The organism is Halobacteriovorax sp. GB3, from assembly GCF_028649655.1.
Taxonomy (GTDB): domain Bacteria; phylum Bdellovibrionota; class Bacteriovoracia; order Bacteriovoracales; family Bacteriovoracaceae; genus BSW11-IV.
In genome coordinates this window covers 543595-566066 of the sequence record NZ_JAQSLN010000001.1, presented here as the reverse complement: position 1 = coordinate 566066, position 22472 = coordinate 543595, and the positions used below count along the sequence as shown (strand labels likewise).

The window sequence follows — 22472 nt, the reverse complement described above, 5'->3', positions numbered from 1 at the left end:
AAAAGTAGTAAAGGGCCTAGAAAGCATTTCTTTCATAGAAGCATGGCATAAAGTGGCCACATATAAGCTTTCAGGTTATGTTGAGACAAAGAGGTATATGTGGATTTATTAGTCTTTGCACACAGACAAGAGGCCCAAAGTTTTTTAAAAGAGGATGGCCCAAAACCAGTTGAAAATATTGAAGGTCTCTATGAGTCAGAGAACTACTTTCTTCTTCTCACTGGTGAGGGATTGCAAAATGCTATGCAAAAGACAAGCTTCGCCCTTGGCCTTCTTAAAGATAAAGTCTCTCGTGTTCTAAGCCTCGGAGTCAGCGGTTCTCTCAATCAGGAGGCCAAAAAAGGCGACATCCATTCCATAAGAACTATTTATCGCGAAGAAGATGGACAGATGAGCTTTAAATCGTTTAGCTCAAATGATGATATGGCAAAGATCGATCTCATCTCTTCCAACAAAAGAGTTTTAGACTCTACCTATGCCAATTATCTTGAAAACTTCGCTTCACTTGTTGATCGTGAATGCTGGTCTGTTGCAAGTGTTGCTAAAATGCTCTCTCTTCCCTTTTACTCATATCGCTTGATCAGTGATGAAGTTGGAGATGAAGAGATATGTAAGATTGTAAAAGAGAAAGCGCCAGAGTATTCACAAGAACTCTACAAATTCTATCTTACAAAGACTCAAAATAGTGCGATTGAGGGGCCAACTCAAGAACTCGACTTACCTAGTGGACTACATTTTTCTGTTTCCATGAAAAGAAAATTAGATAATCTCTTGCACAGCTTGGAAGTCAAATACAATTACGACCTTGAAGAGGCCCTTAAGAAAATTCAAATTAATACAATTCTTGAAAAAGAATGTCTTCCTAAGAAAAAAGCGCAAATGGTCTTAGAAGAGTTTTCCCATCTTCTCAATCCTCACAAAGCACAAGTCTTAAAGAATATCCAAAACTACCTAACTTCTTTTGAATCTAGCGAGGTCAATATAAAGATTGATAAAGACCTCGATAGCTTGAAGACAATTTTTAAAATTCAAGCAAAAGATCAAAAAGAGTTTAATTATAAAGTCTCTCAATTATCAAAGTTTGATTTTGAACAATACAAATCACTCTTAGAGGGAAATAAGTAATGTTCAATCGCATCTTCATCGAAAAAGACCTTAGAGATAATCCAAGAGCTAAAGCGATTTTAAATCGATTCTCCTCTCTTCCAGTTAAAGAAATCGATGCCATTGATGATGTCTTTCAAAAAGTTAAAAAGCCCTATCTTCAAAAGAGAGATAATCTCAATCTCTTTCTTGGAACTAAGAAAGGTAAATTAGTTAAAGAGGCTCCCGATGCTTATGGCCTTTCGGGTGATCCCCATTACTATTTTATTCACGCTTATAATTGTATTTATGAGTGCAATTATTGCTATCTTCAAGGTTATTTTCACTCGCCTGATATTGTTCTCTTTCTAAACCATGAAGAGATCGCAAATGAAATAGAAGCAATTGCAAAAGAGCAAATAGAAAAGAACCCGACAACAACGCCATGGTTTCACGCCGGAGAATTCAGTGATTCACTGGCCCTCTCGCACATTACAGGAGAACTTCCTTTTTACTTTGAAGTCTTTAAAAATCTTCCTCAAGGAAAATTGGAATTTCGAACAAAATCAGCGAATGTTAAAAATCTTCTAGAGCTAAGCCCACTTCCAAATGTCATAACAAGCTTCTCACTCTCTCCAGCGGATAAGATCAAGAAGAATGACTTAAAAACACCCTCTCTTAAAGCAAGACTATCGGCGATCTCAAAGCTTGCGAAACACGGTCATCCTATTGGAATTCACTTTGATCCAGTTATCTATGACCATGACTTTAAAGAGAAGTATACGAATCTTCTGAAAGACCTTACTCAGGCAATCAGTGCAAATGAGATTGAATACATTTCAATTGGAGTTGTTCGCTTTACCAAAGATGTCTATCAGCAAGTTAAGATGAATTACCCTGAAAGTGAACTCTTAGCAGAAGAGTTGATTAAAGCTGAAGATGGAAAAGTTCGCTATGCAAGGGCCATGCGAATGTGGATTCTTCAAACAATCAAAGAATTATGTCTAGAGGCCGGAATTGACTCTGAAAAGATCTATCTCTGCATGGAAGATTAATTTTCTTTAAGCCCTTCAGTAATAACGAGAAGCTGTTCAGAAAAGGTCTGGTAGCGTGCTAGATAATCCCGCAGTAAAAAGAGATTTTGCTCTCTTTGTGAGCGAACCCCGAATTGATCCATAAAACGTGTTTCAAATTCATTAATCTCTTCTTTTAAAAGTTCCAGTTCACTAGCTTGAAAATCACTAATAAAACCTGAAGACCTGAGAGAGCCAAGAAATGTTAGAGTCAATTGTACAGAGTCTGGCATTCCTATATTTGATCTCAAGGCATCGACAATTCCTGTTAAAAGTAGATTTTTAAGACCAAGTTTTTGTTTTGGGGACCAATTGTTATTTTCTTGAACTTCTAGAATTGTTTCAAAGAAATTGAACATCTTTGAATCCCAACAAATAAAGTAACTTTTTAATCTCGAACGATAAGCAATAGGATCAATGGGATAATCTTGATCTAAAATACTTCGCAATTTCTTTAAGGCCATGACCGCTGGAGCGCGACTAAAAGTTTCAGTCCAAGCGAGAAACGCCTTCTCATAAACAGACACGACATCTTCGTAAACCACATTTTCAGGATCAATAAAATCTCGACTTCCAAGAATTTTTCCCATCTCGGCCTTACATTCACGCTGCCTAGATTTCACTTGGTTTTCAAGCGTGTTGAGTTCACGCATATCTTGTTGAAAGCGATATTTAAGTCTTTCATCAACTTCATTTTCTTGTACCCGTTCAAATGTATCTTGAACTTCATTGAGATCGGGTCCATTTTCTCCAAGATATTGATCAGTAGGAATTACTGAATAATGATCTCTCGCTCTCTTTGGTGCGACAACATTGAAATAATAGAGAGAAAGCCCTCCTACAACAATAAAGAAAATAAGTACTTTTCGGTAATCTAAGTTCACCTATCTATCATAGCGCCAAATGGGGAAACTCTCAATACTCAGAAGAATAGAGCTTAAGTTTACCTTGCGAATTCAGAAGATCCTTCTTTCTTGAGCGGTCTCTAAAAACCTGATTCTTCAATCTATACTTAGAAAGAGCACAGTAATTTTCAGTCTGTGTTTTCAAAGGAAAATAATTATAGCGACCAACTTTAGAGCGATGCTCAACAAAGTCATCCCAAACTAATTTAGGGCCATTCTTATATTGCTGTAAAACAGAGCCTCTACACATTGGGTAAATCTCTTTTAAAAACTTTCGATAAACAGTATCGTCTCCAGCATAAGGAAGAAGACGAAAGCAAAGTTCACTAAAAACACGATCAGTCATTTGAGCTTTTTTAAGAGATTTCATAATTTGATCATTAAATGTTTCAAAGAAAATATCGAGTGTCTCGACAGTAATTCCAAGAGTTCTCTCAAGTCCTGTTTCTACGACTTCCAGTGGTAAATCACCATTTGACCCATATGTTCTTGTCAGAGAGTCTACAAGATCCGATCTCGTTGCATAGAGTATGGCCTGCATTTTATCGCGATAATCATTATCGACTAAAAGGCCTTCAACTTCATAGCTTACCATTGCTCTAATCTTAGCAAAGAAATAATTCACTCCCCTCTGATTGAGTTTTAAAATCGTTGAAATACACTTCGAAACGCGCTGTGCCCTTATATCAATGTCATAATCGATATCAGGGATAGCTTCTTTCACAAAACTCTCACGACAAATTGTTGGCCACTGATCTTCAGCGACATCTCTGTGAGAGAGGGCGCTTTTTAATAAGTAGACAATGGTATCGTTCACGGCCTTAGTATTTTTCACATCTTTGATTCGATCAAAATAAGTATTAAAATACGTAGGTTCTCCATTTTCGCATTCCTCAGAATCGCGAGAACAAGCAAGAGAGGTAAGATAGTCCTCTATTCTCGTTGCATTTCTAGAAATCATTTTTAAGGCATTATAAGCATTCGTTCTTCCTAGACTGCCCGTGTCTCTTCTGGCTCCAGCGAGAACGCGAAAGGGATCAGCAGAAATCGTTTTTGCTCTTTTTTCATTTACATCAATTAAAGCCTCTTCAACGATGAGTAGTGAATTTGCGACAAGGCGAGTCCAATCACTACCAGTTAAGTTTACTTCAAGAGATCTCACATACTCTTTAAAGGAAGAACACGGGTAAGAATTCTCTCCGGCCGTACAAATAGGTATGTCATTTAATGTAGGATTAAAAATTTGATACGCAATTAATTTCGCCGATCTTTTAGTGAAGATTGGATTTTCAAACTTTGGACATCCATCACCATAACAACTCGATTGAACCATCTCAGTATTTGGCTCTAGAGTTGGTACAAACATGATATTGGCCAGTCCTACTAAACTTGAAGCAATGATTTCTGTTTTCTCACTAGGGTTTTTTGACTCTTTAATAAGCTCATTGCGTAGAGTTTGATAGGTTTCAATACTCCATTTAATTTTTGTTAGAAAGTTATACTGCTCAAATGGCTTGAGCCTTCTTTGCATCTCTCCTTCATCTGTCATAGGACTTCCAGCGTGCACTTCAGTAAGCCATCTCTTCAATTCACCCATGTGATTAGAAAGTAGATCAACCCCCTCGAAGCTATGCTTATTCTTACCCAGATCGTCTTTATAAGCTTCGATTAAATCGAGAGTATCAATAGCGTTACAATACTGTTTTGAGAGAGCTTCAGACACACAGCTAATGGCCGTCGGCATTTGAATGTCATCGAGGTTTTCTAGAAGCTTGTTATGCTTGAAGTTCATTATGAACTGGGAAATAGAGTTTACGAGAACGCCACTTGCAGCAAGAGCAATCCCTGTTCCAGGGTCGGCAAATGAACTCGCGGCCATGAGACCATTGCCAACAAGACTTGCAATAGTCGATGTCTTTTTGTCAAAACACATTGGGCCCTCTGCCCAGGTCTGTAAAAAGCCGTTCATACTTGTTAAAAATTGGGCCGTCCCTAGCCCAAAGTCTTTTGAAAGGTATTCAAATCGCGAGATATCAGCTTCCAAGCTCATAATTCCAGTTTGCGATTCAAAAACTGAGGTTTTTAAGTATTCAAGTTCCGATTCACTGAGACCTGGCATGTTAAGAGCAACAATGTGATCTCTTACTTTTTTTTCAAGTGCAATTTTATCTCCCTTCATCTGGCGATAAATCTCATACTCAGAGTAAGTTGAATGGAATGAGCCAAAGACTCCAGAGAAATCACTACCACCATAGCACTGGGAATTCTCTTTAAGCTGTTCTACAACAGATATTATCTTTTTAACGTTTATCAGTGACCCTCGAACTGTAGAGGTCATCGTTTCGGGACACTGTGATGAATAAGCGCTTAAGAGAGTTTCAGCCGGTGAAAGTGCAGCGAAAGACTTAATCGATATGAATAAAAATACCATTAAAAATGAAATACTTTTCAATTTGTCCCCATTTGCTTAATTTGTTGTGTACTAAAATTATAGAGAAGCAGAGAAAGGTTTGAAAAGAGATGACACACGAAATCAAGTGCAAGGAATTAAACGAATCAGGTATTTTAATCAAATCTTTTTCATTTCCTGATCAAATCATTGATCAAGTGAAAGATAAAAACTTTAACTTCCTTGACCAATGGATGCTAGAAGCTTGCAAAGAAGGTGGCCTTCTTTTTGATGAACTCAAGCAATATGCTAATTTTAACTCCATTGAACACATCATCGCTCTTAGAAAAGCTGAAACAGATGAAGAAGGAATTTGGCACTGTGATGGATCAAGAAACCTCGCCTTCACATGGTCACTCAACCTCAATCCAGAATTAATCGAAGGTGGGGAACTTTTTTTTAGAAAAAAAGGGAGCGATCAAATAATGACCATTCACCCCCCAGAATTTGCAACTCTCGTCGTCTTTTGTACGGGTATGGACGGATACGAGCACCGTGTGGGCAAGGTCAAACGCGGAGAGCGCCTAACCTATGCCGGTTGGTGTAGTTTTTAGTATTGAATACTGGCAGCAATCTCTTTTAAAGGAATGTAGTTCATCCCTTTTTCGATCATGAGCTTTTCGAGATCTTCCATCTCTTTTTTAAATTCTTGCACAGCACTTTCAAGTCCATGCTCTACTTCAAACTTATATTTCGATTTATATAGTGTTGTCACATTCGTTGGACCAAAAAACATCTTCATACACATGAGATATTTCATTTGATCAATCGGAGTAACAAGCTTTGATAAAGGGTTCATTTTAACTCCCTTCACAGGTGGCGCTTGCCTTAAGCGCATGGGAACTTTTCGAACATCCATCTCGCCATAATTATAATGATCAATAGAATGGGCCACTGTGATACTCCAAAAATAACTTGTTACCGCTCTTACTAAGTTATCACCTTCAAAAATCTCACTTCCACTTGGAAAGCCTGGTACGTGCTCACTAATATAGTTGGCCCAGCTAATGACGTAGCGATCATTTGGATCTACTTTCTCAAGCACTTTAGAAACAAAAGTGTACATGACATCGAAGTAAGCTTGCTGAAAATCTCCATACTTTGAATATATCTTTGGAGGATTCATGGGAAACTCATAAGGAGGATAACTATCATTGCCCTTAATTCCGGTGAAGCCTTCAACGAGTAAGTCTCTTAATCCATCATAGTGGCCTGGATAGGGAGCGTAACTCATCCATGGTTTATTCTTTAAGACTGAAAGCCCAAAAGTTAAGACGGCATTTTCTAAGGGCAAAGTAAAACGCATGTGCGGCTTTAATAGTTGAACGATAGGATGTTTTTTTGGAAGTGATGTCTTGGTTATCGCATTGATGGCATCAAGGGGAAAATGAAGATTTGGATGAACAACTAGAGTTGCACAAATTGCGCCCCCCTGTAGAACAAAGTATTTAGCAAGTTCCCAAGCATCTCCGTCTGTTGGCCTAAAAAGCTCATTTGTTTTAAAAACATAGATGGCGACAACTTCATATTCCATTTCATTGGCATCGTTCATTTTCATTTTAAAGAGAGTCTTTGTCGCACTAACGTGGATTCCTTTGTAAGGCTTCACTGTTTGCACCGCCTGCAAATCAGTAATCATATAGCGCTCACCCTCTTCAAGGACATCTTTGAAATTGATCAGATCATCTTCATCAAGTTTTGGGCAGAGAAATTTACTCATCATAGAATTAGTTAAAATGGCGTGAAACTCAGTATCACTCACAGGAGAGAGTCCATTGAAGAATAAGGCCTTTAAAAGCATAAAAGGCGCCATTCCAAGAGAATACATATAACGGGAACCGATATGAATCCACCAATCTAACTTTTCAATAAAGGGCAAGTGAATAACGGCAAAGGCCTCACCTTGTGGATGGGCCGGTGAGGGCTGAGGCCATGGCCCCTTTCTTCCATACATAAAACTCTTTGGACCTAAATCCATGGGGAACTCCTTTCTCAACAAGATTTATTCCCTCTATTTTTTTCCTATCAACAAATATTATCAATGTAATAAATTTGCCTAAAACTTTGGCCTTGCATCATTTTTTTTCTTGAAATTTTGAGTATTTACTGGAATTATGCGAGAGCTTTAAGCGAAGGTTGTGAAAAATAGTCAAACCCCTTGCTAATTGGGCGGAATTTATATATATTATGCAACCTGTATACTTAAGCTTTAAAGTTGTGATAATTTTTGCATATTAAATAAGGATGATGTTATGGCACGTGTATGTGATTTGACAGGAAAAAGAAGACTTGTTGGAAACAAAGTTTCGCACGCAAACAACAAGACGAAAATGACTCAAAAACCAAACCTTCAAACGAAGAAGATTTACGATCCAGAAACTGGTGAAACAGTTAAGCTAAGACTTTCTACAAGTGCTATTAGAACACTTGATAAAGTTGGATCACTTTCTAAGTTCCTTAGAAAGTACAAGCACCTTTTTGAAGTGTAAGTTTAAAGATACTTAAAAAAAAGAAAGGCCCTCAATTGAGGGCCTTTTTTTTCGTCTTATTTTCGAAAAATAATCTTAGTACTGAACTTCGATTTCAACAATCTCAAATCCCCACTTCTGTACAGAACGGTCTGACTTGAATTGAATAGTCATTGAGTCACCTTCGATAAACATTGAAGTATAGTCTTCACCTTTACCGCTGATTTTCTCAGAAACTGTTCCATTTGCATCTTTAACAGCTAAGAAGTCATATTTTGACTCTAGGTCATATCTCTTAACTTTAAGTCTCATGTACTTCGCACCTGGAGCTTCATAAGTTCTCGACTCATCCATATTCTCTGAGTATCCATCCATTAGCCACTGATCAACTGACATAACTTCCCAAAGTTCTGGCTTTGGCTCTTTTCTCTCTGGACGAGTATCAGTAAGAAGGTTGTAAGCATTTAGACGACCACTGTTGATTGTCTTTCCTCTTAGGCTGCTTAGAGGCTCAGAAGTCATCATAACTCTCTCTTTAACTTCACTTGTTGGAAGTCTTCCCTCTTGAGCAAGAAGAAGTCCAATAGCACCAGTTACGTGTGGAGTTGCCATTGATGTTCCAGAAAATGATGAATACTTTCCGTTTTTAACTGTTGAAAGAATGTTGTGCCCAGGAGCAGCGATATGAACAGTATTTCTTCCGTAACAAGAGAAGCTTGCTAGATCATCAGAAGAAGTTGTCGCAGCAACTGAAATTACGTTTTCAACTTCATAGTTCGATGGGTAATGTGGACGAGTATCATTGTCAGTGCTTGAGTTACCAGCAGCGGCCGTAAAGATGATTCCCTTGTCATTCGCTCTTTCAATTGCTTCTTTAAGAGCTTCTGAGCGGCCACCACCACCCCAAGAGTTTGACATGATATCTACGTTTAGCTTCGTTGCATAATCAATCGCCTTAATAGCTGCTTCAGTTGTTCCTGAACCACTATCAGAAAGGAACTTAACCGCAACAAATTCTACATCGGCCATAATCCCAGCAACACCAAGATCATTGTGTTCAGCACCGATCGTTCCAGCACAGTGAGTACCGTGAGAGTTACCATCTAGTGGATCACCATCATTTGAAGCAAAGTCATATCCGTGAATATCATCAACGTATCCGTTTCCATCATCATCAACACCATCTAGACCATTAAGCTCAGCTTCGTTAGTCCACATTTGATTTCTTAGGTCTGGGTGATTGTAATCAATCCCTGTATCGATAACAGCAATTCTTACAGCTCTATCACCTTTAGTGATTTCCCACGCCTTCATCATATCAATATCGGCACCAACAACACCTGGAGTTCTTCCTGGATCATTTTCACCAGTATTTTGAAGTCCCCATAGTTGTCCAAACTTTGGATCCATTGGAGTATAGTTATATTCTTCATTTACATCACTATAAGAGCTAATAAGACCTTGAATATCATCTGTCTTAGAAACTGGCTTAACGATTTCATAAATAAAGTTAGGCTCTGCATATTCGATTTCAGGGTGATCAGAAAGAAGGTTTTGAATTCCCTTCATTGATTTTGTTTGAGGAAACTTAACAACATAAAGATTGTCAGATGAAACTTCAATTTTTCTGTCGATATCAACACCAAGAGTTGTTAAACCATTAACAAGACTCTTATTCATTGTACTTTTAAACTTAACAATAAGTTCTCCTGGTACAACTTTGATTTCATTTGCACTAGCTGTTCCCATCATAGTTACAGCACATAGTGCGCTAAGCGCTAAGCTTTTTTTCATAAGGTTCTCCTTCCCCAATGGCCTCTTTTGGAGGACTTGATTAATATTCCCAAAATATTTATCGATAATATAAGCTTAATGCGCAGCGACTCATTTTACGCAGAGGGCAATTTTTTCCAAAGTTAGTTAAGCTCCCGAAATCCGCAAGTCTGTGAGAAAATGTTAGACATGATACACGGAAGCTCACCAGACCCAGTTTTAATTAAAAAGATCGCCCTCAAAGTATGGCTCCTTCGAGATGAAATCGAAGCTGTCATTAATGAGAGAATCAAAAACCTTAAAGAAGGTGAAGAAGCCCCTTCTATCGAAGACCTCATTCAAGAGTATCGCTCACAAGGCCACTTCCAAGGCCAAGAGCAAGAAGAAACTGGTCTTAGAGCTGTAGAAGATCTTCCCGAAGAAGATGATGGCGAAGCGGCCATGTTAGCTGCAATGCAAGCTGCTGAAGATGATGAGGAAGAAGATGAATCTGAGCAAGAGCAAGCTGAAGAGGAGTCAAGTAGTGAAGTTGGGGCAACTGAGACTCAGGCCTTAAAGCAAGGCGACAACTATCTTATTCGCCAGCGCTCACCTGCCCTTTCTGAAGATAAAGTCTATCACGCTAAAACGATACTTTCTGAAGTGAATATGAGTGAGATTTATTTCTTTTCAACGAAAGAATTTCTCTCTGGTCAGTCAATTGTCATTGAATTTTTAATTCCAAAGCGTTTTATCGTGAACGCTAATATCTTATTCTGTCGTTCCTTTAATATGAAAAGCCGAATCATTAGTGAGAAGAGGATGCCTTTTCGCATCGGCGCCAACTTCAGTTTTTTAAAAGACGGAGAAAGAACTCTTTTAAGAAATTTTGTTGAGAGTATTGAACCAGATATCCCAGAAGCACCGGCCCAAGAGGCTCAATCGAGTGCGCAAGAGGATGATGAGGACGATCTCTTTGACAGTCTTGACGACATGGAAATCTAGCTTTCTCGGATGACTTCGTAGTTTTTAGAAGCTAAAATGTTCTTAAAATAGGACATTTATATGCTAGTAAACTTACAAATCAATAAAAATACGATTTCTTCATGGGTACTTGCCCTCTTTACCTTTTCACTCATTATTGGTGGGCTCGCTAGTGAATTTTTCCAAGCTCCTGTGACGACGACAAAGGAACTTGAAAAATACCGTCAACTCCTAACTTCAGAACAACTAGACACTTTTAGTATCATTCAATTTAAAAATAACCTCGGTCAATTTAACTTAGAAAAGAATGACCACTGGCTACTTACAGCTCCAAGAAGAATTGATGCAAACATCAAGACGATCGATATCATTAAAAATGCCATTGGATCTTTAAAGATTAGAAAGATCTATCCAAAAGATACGATCAATATGTCTAACTTCCAATTAGAGAGTCCCTCTCTTTCTTTAACGCTACAAAATAAAACGGAAAAGAAAACCATTCACTTTGGTCTTATTAACTCAATTGATAACTCGACCTACTTAACGCTTGAAGGACTCGATGCAATTTATCACGTAGATAATATTCTTCCAAAGTTAGAAAGACTATCTCTTCCCGACTTTGTTGACTCGAGAATTTTTACAATGAATATTACAGATATTCAGTCTTTCAAGATTTTTCGCCAAAACGAACAAAGTAAAACAAGACTTGAAATTCTTCGCGATGAAGATGCCACTTGGAGTGGCCCTAAGGGAAAGTTAAACTCAGGAACAGTTGAAACTTATCTGCAAGAGCTTCTAACGACAAAGAGTAATTATATCCTAGACTCGAGAACCCAAGAGCAACAAGAAAAGATTGATCAATATCTAAGCAAACCACTTTATCGAATTGTTGTTGAGACAAAAGAAAATAAAAGCATCAATTACGATGTCTCTTATATTTTCACAACTCTCCCTGATATCAAGCTTGAAAAAAAGCAGAACTTCATCATTCGAGCATCTAATAGACAACACCCGTTCATTGTTCATAAGAATGCTCTTGAGCTTTTCTCGAAAAGACAGAGGAACTTCCCTCCACTGACAATTAAGAAGCTTTTTTATTAACCATGCGACTATTTGAAGGGAGAACTTTTGCTTCCCTTTCAATTTTTGCAGGATCAACAAAGACCTTAATGAAATTTTCAACGATCATTGAGTTATAGCGGGCCACCATCTCTTGGTTCATGAGAATTGATTTGAGGGCCTCTGTCGGACTCTTTTTCTCATCGAGCATGATGTGGGTGAAGTCATCGGCAAGTTTAACGATATTAGCAAGCGTTAGAATCTTTGATCCCCTCTTTCCAAATGGAAAACCACTTCCATCATAACACTCATGGTGTTGTAAAATAATCTGCTTAACAGAGTTATTAATCATTCTATTTTGCTCTACGATCTCAGCACCGTATTGTGGGTGATTTTGGTACTCTTCAAGCTGCTCATCGTTCATATCTTCAGGTCGCATGGAAATAAGCTCTTTTGGAAGCTTTGTTTTTCCAATATCGTGAAGTAAGCAAGCAAGTGCCGTCGATTCGATTGTAATTTGAGATTGCCACTCAAATTGCTTAATAATCGCCGTTGAATAGAGACTAACAAGGAAGCTATGAGTGAAGATATTGGGATCGTCCTGCTCAAGCTCTTTTAAAACTTTGTAGAGATCATCTTGTTTTTCAACCAGACGAAAGAGGGTTTTACAAACTTCTTTTCCTTGATCAACAACTTGTGGCTTTACCCCTTGCGTATGAATTTCTTCAACGAATTTATCGGCCACATTTTTCATCATATCGATTTTAACAGAACCAGGAAGTTGTTTATTTCCAACGACCTTTCTTGTTAAGTAGTTATTATATTGAATGAATTTTCTTCTATCACTTTTATGAAAGTAGAGATTCTCAACACCTTTGTCATTTTTGTATTTATCAATTCGCTCTTTTGAAAAGTTATCTCCAGCATGCAAGATCTTTACATAGCGTCCACTTGAAAGGCGAATATAAATATCAAAGAGAACTGCTTTTGAAGAATAGAAGCTATTGATGTTAACACTTGTAAACTCTTCATCTTGAAGCTGAACTTCTTCCTCTTCAGAGAGACCTTCCCTCTTTGGCAGAGAAGAAACGAGATCTCCAAGACTCTGGTGACCTTCTAATAATTCTTTTAAATGTGAGATTTCAAATGGCTTTAGAGCGATTTCTGTTGCTCCAAGTTTTTTCAACTTCTCTTCATCATATTGGCCAGAAGCATAGAGCCCATCATTTTCTAGAACGAGAATGACTTTTTGAGAGGGATAATTTGTGCGAATAAACTTTAAAACCTGGCTTCCTGCATGATTTTTCAAGTCCCAATTGATAATCACAGCAAAATATTTATCATTGTATAAAGACAGCTGTGCGTCCTTACCATTGGTAACACATTTTACTTGATAGAATTGATCTCGAAGAAACTTACCGACTGTTTCCAACCATTCGGAATCAGGATCAGCAAGCAGTACATTTAAGGCCAAAGTTTATCCCCTATTAGCTAGGTTTTACTTTAACACAGATCGGTATTTATCCTAAAAATCTAAAGAAAAATTGAATGAGTAAGTGGGTGAAAGTAAAAAAAGGCAAAAAAAAGCCCTTCTTAGAAGAAGGGCCTTTTATATCGAGAAATTATTTAATTTCTTTGTGAACAGTGTGTCTCTTAAGAAATGGATTGTATTTCTTAATCTCTAGACGATCTGGGTTCGTCTTCTTGTTTTTTGTTGTAGTGTAACGTGAAGGAGATTTTCCTAACTTTCTCGCCTCTGTACACTCAAGTGTAATAACTACTCTAGGTCCCTTTGCCACGACAGCCTCCAATATAAACTATTTAAAATCAATATATTAACTAATAACTAAACCAATAGCGGTCTGGAAAACTTACTAGATTCCGTTTGGCATGACAACCAAAAACTGATAAAACATGAAAAAAAAACGTTAGATGGCCCATTTGATGGTGCTCGAGAGCAAATATGATCACAAATGAAAACTGGACTTATTGTCATTTCAAGAACTTAAAACTCAAGGCCTTTATCAGTCTTGGAGCTGAGCCAAGTGATGAAAATGAGATCCAAGAGCTTTTCTTCGTCACAGTAACTGATTTTGACGATAAAGAACTCTTTCAATCTGAACACTACTCTCTTGAAGAAGCCATGGACGCTCTCAACTCTCGTTACGACTCATGGGAATTTGTTGATGCTACGAATGGACAAAGTGGCGATGGTTGCTCAAGCTGTAGCGCCCACTAAACTTTACTAATTCGGGCTTTGCCTATTGACAACAGGCCGAAAATTAGCGAAATTCCTAAGACTTATATTTAAGAATCATTGTATCAAGCAATGTAACGAAATCAGAGGTTTTATTATGAAAAAAGGTATTCACCCAGAGTACAGAGAAGTAGTTTTCCACGACGTTTCTTGTGGAGAAGAAATTCTTACAAAATCAACAATCAAGACTGACCTAACGACTACTTTCGAAGGAAAAGAGTATCCAATGGTTAAGCTTGATATTTCTTCAGCTTCACACCCATTCTATACTGGGAAGCAAAAAGTTCTTGATACTGAAGGACGTATTGAGAAGTTCAAGAAGAAATTTGGAAATTCTTACGCTGCTCTTAAAAAGAAATAATCAAAAAAGGCTCCGTCAGGAGCCTTTTTCTTTTGTATAAACTTCAACAATCTCTTTCAATTTATCTTTCTTAATTGGCTTTGAAACAAAGTAATTCATTCCACTCTTGTAACACTCTTCTTTTGTAACCTCTTCCATATTGGCCGTTAGGGCAACAATGAAAGGCGTACTACCAACGAACTCTCTAATCTTAAGAGAAGCATTCATTCCATCAAGAATCGGCATTTGAATGTCCATAAGAATCATATCGTAATCATTTAAAAGAGCAGCATCCACGGCCTCTTGTCCGTTCAAGGCGATATCCGGCGAAAGACCTCTTTTTTCAAGAAGCTTTTTAATCAATTTCAAATTAACAGGATTATCTTCAGCAATGAGAATGCGAAGGCCTTTAATTTGATCTTCCCACTGCTCATTAACACTCGTCACAGTATGGTCGAGCTTTGCAACGACAAAGAAGTAAAAAACAGAACCTGTCCCCTCTTCACTTTCAAACCCAATCGTTCCACCCATCATCTCAATTAACTTCTTAGAGATACTTAGACCAAGGCCCAAACCGTCATAACGCCTAGAGTTTGTGGATTCCTCTTGAGAGAAGGACTCGAGAATAGTTGCCTTTTTCTTATCGGAGATACCAATTCCTGTATCTTGAATTTGAAAATCAAGCTTTATCGAATCTTTTATTGAAGAAGCATTAATCACAAGCTCTACTTTTCCAGTATTAGTGAATTTGAAAGCATTATCGAGAAGATTCATTACGATTTGAAGAATACGCATATCATCACCGATAATATTCACATCCTTTTTGGCATTTGTCGTAATAGAGAATTCGATGCTCTTTTCTTTTGCACGAAAGTTATAAATATTTTCAAGAGTAGATATGATCTCATTTAAAGAAAAGCTCTTTTTGAAAAGCTTAAATTTTCCCGTCTCTAGACGTGAATAGTCTAGTAGATCGTGAATAAGAATGTTTAATCGTTCAGAACAACCATCAAGAGTTCCAAGATATTCTTTTTGTTCATCACTTAATTCTGTTCCCTCTAAGAGCTCACACATCCCCTTAATCCCATTTAATGGAGTTCTAAGTTCATGGGAGACAGTACCTAGAAAATCATTTTTAATCCTAACACTCTCTTCCATAGATTCGAGAACCTGAACTTGGAGACTCTCTTTTTCTTGTTCCACTTTGACATGTTTTTCAATCATTTGATTGTAAGCTTCAACAATATGATAAAACTCTTCGTAATATATATTTTCAATATCTAACTTCTCTTCTAGTTCATGACTTTTTGAGAAGTACTGAATGATGTTACTTGTTTCAGAATTAATCTTTTTAAAGAATTTATGGTTGTTATACTGAAAGAGAAAGAAAAGCAGTCCTGCAATAACTACAATCAAGATAATTTTTAAAAAGATCTCTTTCTTTTGATGTGATCTTTTAACAGCGAGAATTTTCTCAACTGAATCAAGATAGATCCCCGTTCCAATAACCCATTTCCACATAGGATCAAAACGTACAAAGGTCAATTTTTCACTGACAATACCATTTGTAGGTTTCTTCCAAAAATACTTAGTGACTCCACCCCCAGAGGACTTAGCCGCATTCATTATATCTGAGACGAATTCTCGGCCCCTCGCATCTTTGAGTTTTACAACAGAAGTTCCTTCAATTTCAGGACTTCCAGGATTTAATAATTGATGTCCATCTTCAGTAAATACAAAAAGGTAGCCTTCACCATTTTCAAAACGAATTGATCGAAACCACTCAATAACATCGTCTTTTACTCTTTTTTCGACATCTGAGTAATACTCACCAGCTGCGATAAAATAATCGGAGAGCCCAATTCTTCTAACATAAGAAAATTTTCGATCGACCAGATGAGTCTGAGGATGCTTCCACCAGTAGTCGTAGAATCCTCCACCACCCATTCCCGTTTTTATAAACTCTTCCATAATAAGATTGCCCTTTTCATCTTTTAGAAAAGGAACATGCTTACCTTGAAGCTTTTTATTATTTCCATGAAAAATCATTTTCCCATTTCTAGAAAAGGCAAAGAAGTAGTCACGATTATTTTTATACTCGAGACCACGAAGAGATTTAATAATAAAATCTTCGAGTGAGTCCTTTGATCTAAAGGCCTTGTCGTGTCCTTCAATCGACTTAGCAACACTTGAAACTTTATCTTCTAACTTCTCCCTTAGATGGACTTCTACTTTCTGTCTTTTATTGGAAATAAATTGAATGGCATTATTTACTTGAGATCGAATCAAAAGTTCTTTGTCATGATAAACATCATTTTTAATCTCTTCGTAGTGACCTTGGTAACCAAAATAAAGTTCACCCATCCAGAAGAAAGCAAGCACAACAAAGCAGGCTAAGCTGACAAAAGCCAACCTTCTTTTAAAGACTGTAAATATAGACTTTCTTTGATTCACAGATGTTTCCACTAACATTGATTATGGAGACACTATCGGTTTATTCAAAAGATTATTTTGGCAAATAACAAAGAAAATGACAGAAGCTTTGGGAACCCTAAGTATTCAAAGAAAAACTCAAGAGATCGTCTAAATTTTGCACACGAATTCTTAAATGATTGTCCTTTAATACCTTCAAAACCTCATATTCAACTCGACACCCGACACTTAATTTCTTGAATTCTTTTGCTACTTTTTTGCCGAGATCCTTCTTCATAACTTCAACATGAATAAGCTTTAACTCTCCTTCAACATTTGCACACAATTGCCAATTGAAAGAAAATTTAGTCTCCTGTAGAAAGCGAAAAAGGAGGGCCGATGTATTTCCATGTTCAAAGAGTGTTTTTTTGGAGTAGACGTGGCCAATAAAAGGCATGATCTTTCGATCAATTTTTGCCATTTGTCCCAATCGCTCAATAGATAATTCATGGGTCATGCGAAGAACTTGGTGACACCACTCCTTATCATTTTTAGCAGCAGGGCATTTTTTAGAATCTTGGCAAGGATAGAGAATATCAAATTCCTTTTCAATTAAACTCTCTCTTAAAAGATGTACCTGATCAAAGACTTCTTTTGTTCCAGGCTCAATAAAGAGAATCATATCTGCTTGAACTTTTTCTAAGATCTTTTTAGCGGCCTTAACCCCCATCTCATTGAGACTATTACCCCAAAAAAGAACGCGCTTAGAATCTTCCACTTGAACTTCTGAGCTGTACGTGGCATTAGCCTCTGGATAGAGAGCACTAATGATCTTTTGAGCTTGTTTAAGCATTAAAGGGCTAGAGTCGACAAGGTGAACTCGTCCCTTGGCATTTAAGGCCTCTAAAAAGGCCACAGAATAAGTTCCAGGGCCACAACCAATATCAATGAAGGTTGCATCTTTTAGGTAACTCTTAACCTCTTCACTCAATTGATTCATTAAGAAGTGAAATTTCGGAATATTTGTAGGAAGAAAAAATGCGGCATAGGCACTAACCATGTCCTCATCTAAAACGTACTTTCCAATCTGATCACGCGAAGAAGTAAAATTAGCACTCACCTCTTTGAGTTTATCGACGAGTTTAGTCTCTGGAAGATTGGGATTTAATAGCAAAGGCCTTAAAGTGTTTCCGTTCATTTCTTTTCCAAAAAAAAAAGGCCCACTTTAGAAGAGGGCCAATTTAGCGATTATCTTTCGTTTTGATCAACGTAGTTTCTCTCTGTCGCCCCAGTGTAGATCTGACGTGGGCGAGCAATTCTAGCTCCCGACTCACGAAGTTCTTTCCACTGAGCTAGCCAACCAGGAAGACGACCAAGAACAAACATACCTGTAAACATGTTTGTTGGAATTCCTAAGGCCTTATAGATGATCCCAGAATAGAAATCAACGTTAGGATAAAGCTTTCTTTCAACAAAGTATGGATCTTTAAGAGCTTCCTCTTCTAGACCTTTAGCGATGTTAAGAAGTGGGTCTTTAACATCAAGCTTCTCAAGAACAACATCACATGCTTTCTTGATGATCTTAGCTCTTGGATCAAAGTTCTTATAAACTCTGTGACCAAATCCCATAAGACGGAATGAATCATTTTTGTCTTTCGCTTTACCGATAAATTTCTTGTAATCTCCACCGTCATTTTGAATTTCTTCAAGCATTTCAAGAACAGCTTGGTTTGCTCCACCGTGTAGTGGTCCCCAAAGAGCATCAATCCCAGCAGAGATTGTTGCAAAAACGTTAGCGTGTGATGAACCAACATTTCTAACTGTTGAAGTTGAACAGTTTTGCTCGTGATCAGCGTGAAGAATAAGAAGAACGTCTAGAGCTTTTGCAACGTCTGCATCCACTTCACCGTCTTTATTAAACATCATGCTTAGGAAATCTGTTGAGTAATCAAGGTTAGCATCTGTCGACTTTGGAGTTTTTCCTTGAGTCTTATTAAAGAAGTAACCCATCGCTGTTTTCGTTTGCCCCATAAGTTGAGCAATGGCCTTCGTTTGCTCTGAAGCGCTCAGTTCTGCACCAAGAAGCTCAGGATAGAAAGCTGAAAGACCAGCAGTTACAGATGAAAGAACACCCATTGGGTGAGCATCTGATGGGAATGAATCGATAATCTTCTTAACACCTTCCGGTAGTTCAGAGTTATCAGCGATAAGCTTGTTAAACTCAGCAAGTTCACTAGCAGATGGAAGTTTTCCAAAAACTAAAAGGTAAGCAACTTCAACAAAGTTCGACTTATCTGCAAGTTGTTCAATAGGGTATCCACGGTAGCGAAGAATTCCCTTCTCACCGTCTAGGAAAGTAATTTCCGAAGTACAAGATCCAGTATTTCCATAACCACTATCAATAGTGACATAACCAGTTTCAGCACGAAGCTTCGTGATATCGATGGCCTTCTCCCCTTCCGATCCTTCGATCACAGGAAGTTCAATCGTTTTACCATCGAGTTCTAATTTTACATTGGACATAAAAAATCCTCCAAATATAGGTTTCTGAGAAATATATTACGACAAGTCGTTGTAATCTTAATCTATCGTTCAATGTTCCAAAGGTTTTTGGTCTTACATGAGGCTCAAATTTTAGCACAGGGCCAAGCCTAAAGGAGTCATTATCGCTAACCTACTAACAAATATACGATTTGTCGTTATTAGGTGCGTCTAATTAACTGAAATTTATAGAGGAGCTTGCCAGTCTGCCGGCGCAGCATGCCACTTTTCTAAAATTTCACGTCCCGTCCTATCAATGAGCTTCATTTCTAGTGCCGTATCGGCAAGTGAGGTGAAATCTGTTAGCGAAAAGAGAGTAAGATCGAACTTCTTAAGACGAGCATGGGCCTGCTCCATTTGATAGTCGACAATAGAGAGACACCCGCTCAATTCCAGAGCACTTTCCTTGGCGGCCAAAACCGCCTTCTCAAGACTTGAGCCCTGATTAACCAAGTCTTCGACTAGAAGCAATCTCTCCCCTTCTTTATATCTTCCCTCAATCTGGTTGCCCTTTCCATGTCCCTTGGCCTTACTTCTAATGTAGAGCATGGGCTTTTTTAAGCGATCAGCAATAAAGGCAGCATGTGGGATTCCCGCTGTTGCAAGACCTGCAAGTTGATCATAAGAAAGATTATTTTCTTCAATCACTTTGATAAAGAGATCAATCACTAGTGAGCGCTCTTTTGGATGTGAGAGTAATAATCGATTGTCACAATACATGGGACCTTTTAAACCAGAAGCATAGGTAAAAGGTTCATTGGGAGAAAATTGGACACACTTAAGTTCAAGAAGAGTTTTAGCAACAAGATTTGAAGAATCAGACATGAAAACCTCGAGAAGTTTTTAATCTAATTTATCACTCATATTGCAGCATGGGAAGTTCAACCACAAAGCTAACATGATTTGAATCTTCATCAATAAAAAGCCTACCATCGTGGCGCTTTAAAATTTCTCTCGATATATGAAGTCCTAATCCTGTGCCTTTTCCCTGACCTTTTGTCGTAAAGAATGGGGCCATCAACTTCTCTCGAAGATCTTCTGATAAAGGCTCTCCAGAGTCCGTTACGCGAACGAGCGCACGATCATCTTTTGATTCACTCTCAATCTTTATCCATCTCTGGCCACTTTGTCCTTCAAGTGAATCATAGGCATTATTTAAAAGATTTGTTAGAACTTGAACGATCTGTCCCGATTTACACTCAATTGGAAGATCATCCTCACTTAGCTCTACATCTAGCTTGATTTCACCAAGTCTAATCCTCTCCTTAGAAAAATCTAAGGTCGATTCCACAATATTATTTAAACTCGTCACTTCAAAGTCATCACGACTTGAATTACGCGATAGAGTTTGAAGTCCAGATATAATTCCATTGATCCGCTTACAGTTTTTTTGAATCATAGAGGCGTAACCATCGAGCTTCTCTTCATTAAGATCATTGCGCTCGAGCATTTGTTGAATCTTACTTGAGTAGCCATAGATGACAAACATGGGATTATTGATTTCATGGACAATTCCAGCGGTCATTTTACCAAGCGTAGCAAGTCTTTCTGTATTTTCATCAATTGATCCAAGATTTGATTGATAATTCATCCCCTCTAATTTTGACTCTACATTTCTTGCAATAAACTCTAAGAATTTTTGCTCCTCTTCAAATTCATGCCTTTCATCATCGAGGTCATTGACACCTAAAAGAGCGACAAGTTCCCCCTGAACGAGAACAGGACAAAGAGCTGTCATCTTATTTTTGTACTGCTGATAAGATTCAATGATTCCCTCTCCAAATTGACGAACTTGTTCACCTCTAGCGATATAAGACTTTCCTGCGCAAAAGTAGTCGAAGTAAATATTAGAGACTAATGGGGAATCCGACTTTTGAAGGTTAATGTTGTTGTGAACTTTTTCAACTCCATCAACGGCGTGTTCGAATTGATCTTTTAAAATCAAGACACCACCACTATCGCCGGCGATTTCAATCAAAAATAAGCGATGAACCTTGAGGTACTCACATAAAATGGGAGCCACTCGATCCAGACACAAGGCCAGATTTGATTCTTCTCTAAAGGAGCGAGAAATCTCGTCCAAATCATTAATTTCAATTTTTTTCATAAGCAACGACCAATCCTGAAATTTATTATAGGCTTAGTCTTAAGAATCAATTAATTGAGGATTAACTAATTAAAATTAGGTTAATGTTAATATTCAATTTTGCCTCTAAATTATGTCTTTTTATAGATCAGAACCTTTAAGCCACTTGAATCACGAAGCTCTTCAAAGGACTCACAGGAATAAAAAACCTCCTGAAATTCTAAATCTTCACAATTACTTTCAAACCAGTCTTTTATCGTGGAAACCTCAAGAAATGGGGAGTTCACACAGGCCATCAGCCAAGCGCCAGGAGAAAGCATTGATGAAACTCGTCTAAGAATTTTTGGATAGTCCTTCTCGATTTGAAAGCTCTTTCCCTGACTGGTTGGTGGATCGAGGATAATGCCATCAAAGGGACCAAGCTTAGTAAGCTTTCCCATCGACTTCATAATATCGTGCGAGAGAAAGCTAACGCTTCGAAGATCGTGACCATTGAGTTGATGGTTTTCTCTTCCTCTTTTTAAAACCCCTTTACTCATATCAACATTGAGAACTGACTCAGCCCCAGCATCTTTTGCAATAACAGAAAGGGCGCAAGTAAAGCTAAAGAGATTGAGAATCTTCCGACCTTTACTGTGATCATGAACGTATTGACGGCCCTTTTCCATATCGAGGAAGTAGCCAAGGTTTTGAATACCGTGGAAGTTTAAATGAAATTTTAAATCATTCCATTTAGCAAAAGTTTCAACTTCAACTTCTTGCCCTTTAAAACATTCTATTTCGGCCCTTTGAAGATATCTCTTTTGAATATAGGCTTTTTTGTGATCGGTTTTGCTCAGCATCTCAAGCAGTAGATTAAAACACTCTTCTTCTTTAAAGAGTGTTACCAGAAGAATCTCGCCAAATTGGTCGACACAAATATGCTCTAGCCCCTCATAGCGTCCACCTCTTCCATGAAAAAGCCTGTAAGAGTGAGGAGCCTGTGATTGAGTCTCGCTGATCTTTTGTATGAGCGTTGTAAATAGATCTAATTTTGCCACATTCTTTTTCCTAGAAAGCGAAT

Annotated in this window: 20 protein-coding genes; 8 read left to right on the top strand and 12 right to left on the bottom strand. The window is 37.9% G+C overall.

Annotated features, from left to right (window positions below; all coding sequences use genetic code 11):
* Positions 1-99: 99 nt before the first annotated feature.
* Together HBN50_RS02795 and HBN50_RS02790 are read left to right on the top strand one after the other, a co-directional pair.
* Positions 100-1125, top strand: coding sequence for a 5'-methylthioadenosine/S-adenosylhomocysteine nucleosidase family protein (locus HBN50_RS02795; protein WP_273867775.1), 1026 nt, complete (start codon positions 100-102; stop codon positions 1123-1125).
* Complete coding sequence (locus HBN50_RS02790; RefSeq protein ID WP_273867772.1) at positions 1125-2138, top strand: SPL family radical SAM protein; 1014 nt, start codon at positions 1125-1127, stop codon at positions 2136-2138. The genes HBN50_RS02795 and HBN50_RS02790 overlap by 1 nt, the downstream gene beginning before the upstream one ends.
* On the opposite strand, the gene HBN50_RS02785 is transcribed toward HBN50_RS02790, so the two are convergent.
* Both HBN50_RS02785 and HBN50_RS02780 read right to left on the bottom strand, forming a co-directional pair.
* Positions 2135-3040 carry a hypothetical protein gene (locus HBN50_RS02785; protein ID WP_273867769.1) on the bottom strand — a complete coding sequence of 302 codons (906 nt, stop codon included), beginning with the start codon at positions 3038-3040 and terminating at the stop codon, positions 2135-2137. The genes HBN50_RS02790 and HBN50_RS02785 overlap by 4 nt on opposite strands.
* Before the next feature lie 31 nt (positions 3041-3071).
* Positions 3072-5513, bottom strand: coding sequence for a hypothetical protein (locus HBN50_RS02780; RefSeq protein ID WP_273867767.1), 2442 nt, complete (start codon positions 5511-5513; stop codon positions 3072-3074).
* A 68-nt stretch (positions 5514-5581) separates the two neighbouring features.
* Here HBN50_RS02780 and HBN50_RS02775 point away from each other — a divergent pair, with 68 nt between their 5' ends.
* A complete protein-coding gene (locus HBN50_RS02775; protein ID WP_273867764.1) occupies positions 5582-6064 on the top strand; it encodes a 2OG-Fe(II) oxygenase in 483 nt (160 codons plus the stop codon).
* On the opposite strand, the gene HBN50_RS02770 is transcribed toward HBN50_RS02775, so the two are convergent.
* Complete coding sequence (locus tag HBN50_RS02770; RefSeq protein ID WP_273867761.1) at positions 6061-7488, bottom strand: lipoxygenase family protein; 1428 nt, start codon at positions 7486-7488, stop codon at positions 6061-6063. The genes HBN50_RS02775 and HBN50_RS02770 overlap by 4 nt on opposite strands.
* Positions 7489-7762: 274 nt before the next feature.
* Here HBN50_RS02770 and rpmB point away from each other — a divergent pair, with 274 nt between their 5' ends.
* The gene (gene rpmB, locus HBN50_RS02765; protein ID WP_273867760.1) at positions 7763-7999 is read left to right on the top strand and encodes a 50S ribosomal protein L28; all 237 of its coding nucleotides are present in this window, start codon (positions 7763-7765) and stop codon (positions 7997-7999) included.
* A 75-nt stretch (positions 8000-8074) separates the two neighbouring features.
* On the opposite strand, the gene HBN50_RS02760 is transcribed toward rpmB, so the two are convergent.
* Entirely contained in the window at positions 8075-9772 is a 1698-nt protein-coding gene (locus HBN50_RS02760; protein WP_273867759.1) for a S8 family serine peptidase, read from the bottom strand.
* A 168-nt stretch (positions 9773-9940) separates the two neighbouring features.
* On the opposite strand from HBN50_RS02760, the gene HBN50_RS02755 reads away from it, so the two are divergent.
* Both HBN50_RS02755 and HBN50_RS02750 read left to right on the top strand, forming a co-directional pair.
* Positions 9941-10735 carry a hypothetical protein gene (locus HBN50_RS02755; protein WP_273867757.1) on the top strand — a complete coding sequence of 265 codons (795 nt, stop codon included), beginning with the start codon at positions 9941-9943 and terminating at the stop codon, positions 10733-10735.
* Positions 10736-10795: 60 nt separating this feature from the next.
* Positions 10796-11815, top strand: a complete 1020-nt coding sequence (locus HBN50_RS02750; protein WP_273867754.1) for a DUF4340 domain-containing protein — start codon at positions 10796-10798, stop codon at positions 11813-11815.
* Here HBN50_RS02750 and HBN50_RS02745 read toward each other — a convergent pair.
* Both HBN50_RS02745 and rpmG read right to left on the bottom strand, forming a co-directional pair.
* Entirely contained in the window at positions 11796-13247 is a 1452-nt protein-coding gene (locus tag HBN50_RS02745) for an HD domain-containing phosphohydrolase (RefSeq protein WP_273867753.1), read from the bottom strand. The two genes, HBN50_RS02750 and HBN50_RS02745, sit on opposite strands and share 20 nt — an antisense overlap.
* Before the next feature lie 148 nt (positions 13248-13395).
* Positions 13396-13572 carry a 50S ribosomal protein L33 gene (rpmG, locus tag HBN50_RS02740; protein ID WP_273867750.1) on the bottom strand — a complete coding sequence of 59 codons (177 nt, stop codon included), beginning with the start codon at positions 13570-13572 and terminating at the stop codon, positions 13396-13398.
* Positions 13573-13736: 164 nt separating this feature from the next.
* Here rpmG and HBN50_RS02735 point away from each other — a divergent pair, with 164 nt between their 5' ends.
* Positions 13737-14012, top strand: a complete 276-nt coding sequence (locus HBN50_RS02735; RefSeq protein WP_273867749.1) for a hypothetical protein — start codon at positions 13737-13739, stop codon at positions 14010-14012.
* A 115-nt stretch (positions 14013-14127) separates the two neighbouring features.
* Positions 14128-14391 (top strand): type B 50S ribosomal protein L31, encoded by a 264-nt coding sequence (locus HBN50_RS02730; RefSeq protein ID WP_273867748.1) that lies wholly within the window; start codon positions 14128-14130, stop codon positions 14389-14391.
* A 15-nt stretch (positions 14392-14406) separates the two neighbouring features.
* On the opposite strand, the gene HBN50_RS02725 is transcribed toward HBN50_RS02730, so the two are convergent.
* From HBN50_RS02725 to HBN50_RS02700, 6 genes are all read right to left on the bottom strand, one after another.
* Positions 14407-16824, bottom strand: a complete 2418-nt coding sequence (locus HBN50_RS02725; RefSeq protein ID WP_273867745.1) for a cache domain-containing protein — start codon at positions 16822-16824, stop codon at positions 14407-14409.
* A 97-nt stretch (positions 16825-16921) separates the two neighbouring features.
* Positions 16922-17980 carry a small ribosomal subunit Rsm22 family protein gene (locus HBN50_RS02720; protein WP_273867744.1) on the bottom strand — a complete coding sequence of 353 codons (1059 nt, stop codon included), beginning with the start codon at positions 17978-17980 and terminating at the stop codon, positions 16922-16924.
* Between the two features lie 50 nt (positions 17981-18030).
* Positions 18031-19305 carry a citrate synthase gene (locus HBN50_RS02715; protein ID WP_273867743.1) on the bottom strand — a complete coding sequence of 425 codons (1275 nt, stop codon included), beginning with the start codon at positions 19303-19305 and terminating at the stop codon, positions 18031-18033.
* Positions 19306-19509: 204 nt separating this feature from the next.
* Positions 19510-20148: an orotate phosphoribosyltransferase gene (gene pyrE, locus HBN50_RS02710; protein ID WP_273867742.1), complete on the bottom strand. Its 639-nt coding sequence runs from the start codon at positions 20146-20148 to the stop codon at positions 19510-19512.
* Between the two features lie 31 nt (positions 20149-20179).
* On the bottom strand, positions 20180-21430 hold the full coding sequence (locus HBN50_RS02705; RefSeq protein WP_273867741.1) for an ATP-binding protein: 1251 nt from the start codon (positions 21428-21430) through the stop codon (positions 20180-20182).
* 110 nt (positions 21431-21540) lie between these two features.
* Entirely contained in the window at positions 21541-22449 is a 909-nt protein-coding gene (locus HBN50_RS02700) for a class I SAM-dependent methyltransferase (RefSeq protein WP_273867740.1), read from the bottom strand.
* Positions 22450-22472: the final 23 nt, after the last annotated feature.

What these genes read in the sequence shown, in the direction of transcription:
- HBN50_RS02790 (WP_273867772.1), top strand. Translation starts at nt 1,125, where the DNA reads ATGTTCAATCGCATCTTCATCGAAAAAGACCTTAGAGATAATCCAAGA.
- HBN50_RS02775 (WP_273867764.1), top strand. Translation starts at nt 5,582, where the DNA reads ATGACACACGAAATCAAGTGCAAGGAATTAAACGAATCAGGTATTTTA.
- HBN50_RS02770 (WP_273867761.1), bottom strand. Translation starts at nt 7,488, where the DNA reads ATGGATTTAGGTCCAAAGAGTTTTATGTATGGAAGAAAGGGGCCATGG.
- rpmB (WP_273867760.1), top strand. Translation starts at nt 7,763, where the DNA reads ATGGCACGTGTATGTGATTTGACAGGAAAAAGAAGACTTGTTGGAAAC.
- HBN50_RS02760 (WP_273867759.1), bottom strand. Translation starts at nt 9,772, where the DNA reads ATGAAAAAAAGCTTAGCGCTTAGCGCACTATGTGCTGTAACTATGATG.
- HBN50_RS02755 (WP_273867757.1), top strand. Translation starts at nt 9,941, where the DNA reads ATGATACACGGAAGCTCACCAGACCCAGTTTTAATTAAAAAGATCGCC.
- HBN50_RS02750 (WP_273867754.1), top strand. Translation starts at nt 10,796, where the DNA reads ATGCTAGTAAACTTACAAATCAATAAAAATACGATTTCTTCATGGGTA.
- HBN50_RS02735 (WP_273867749.1), top strand. Translation starts at nt 13,737, where the DNA reads ATGATCACAAATGAAAACTGGACTTATTGTCATTTCAAGAACTTAAAA.
- HBN50_RS02730 (WP_273867748.1), top strand. Translation starts at nt 14,128, where the DNA reads ATGAAAAAAGGTATTCACCCAGAGTACAGAGAAGTAGTTTTCCACGAC.
- HBN50_RS02720 (WP_273867744.1), bottom strand. Translation starts at nt 17,980, where the DNA reads ATGAACGGAAACACTTTAAGGCCTTTGCTATTAAATCCCAATCTTCCA.
- HBN50_RS02715 (WP_273867743.1), bottom strand. Translation starts at nt 19,305, where the DNA reads ATGTCCAATGTAAAATTAGAACTCGATGGTAAAACGATTGAACTTCCT.
- pyrE (WP_273867742.1), bottom strand. Translation starts at nt 20,148, where the DNA reads ATGTCTGATTCTTCAAATCTTGTTGCTAAAACTCTTCTTGAACTTAAG.
- HBN50_RS02705 (WP_273867741.1), bottom strand. Translation starts at nt 21,430, where the DNA reads ATGAAAAAAATTGAAATTAATGATTTGGACGAGATTTCTCGCTCCTTT.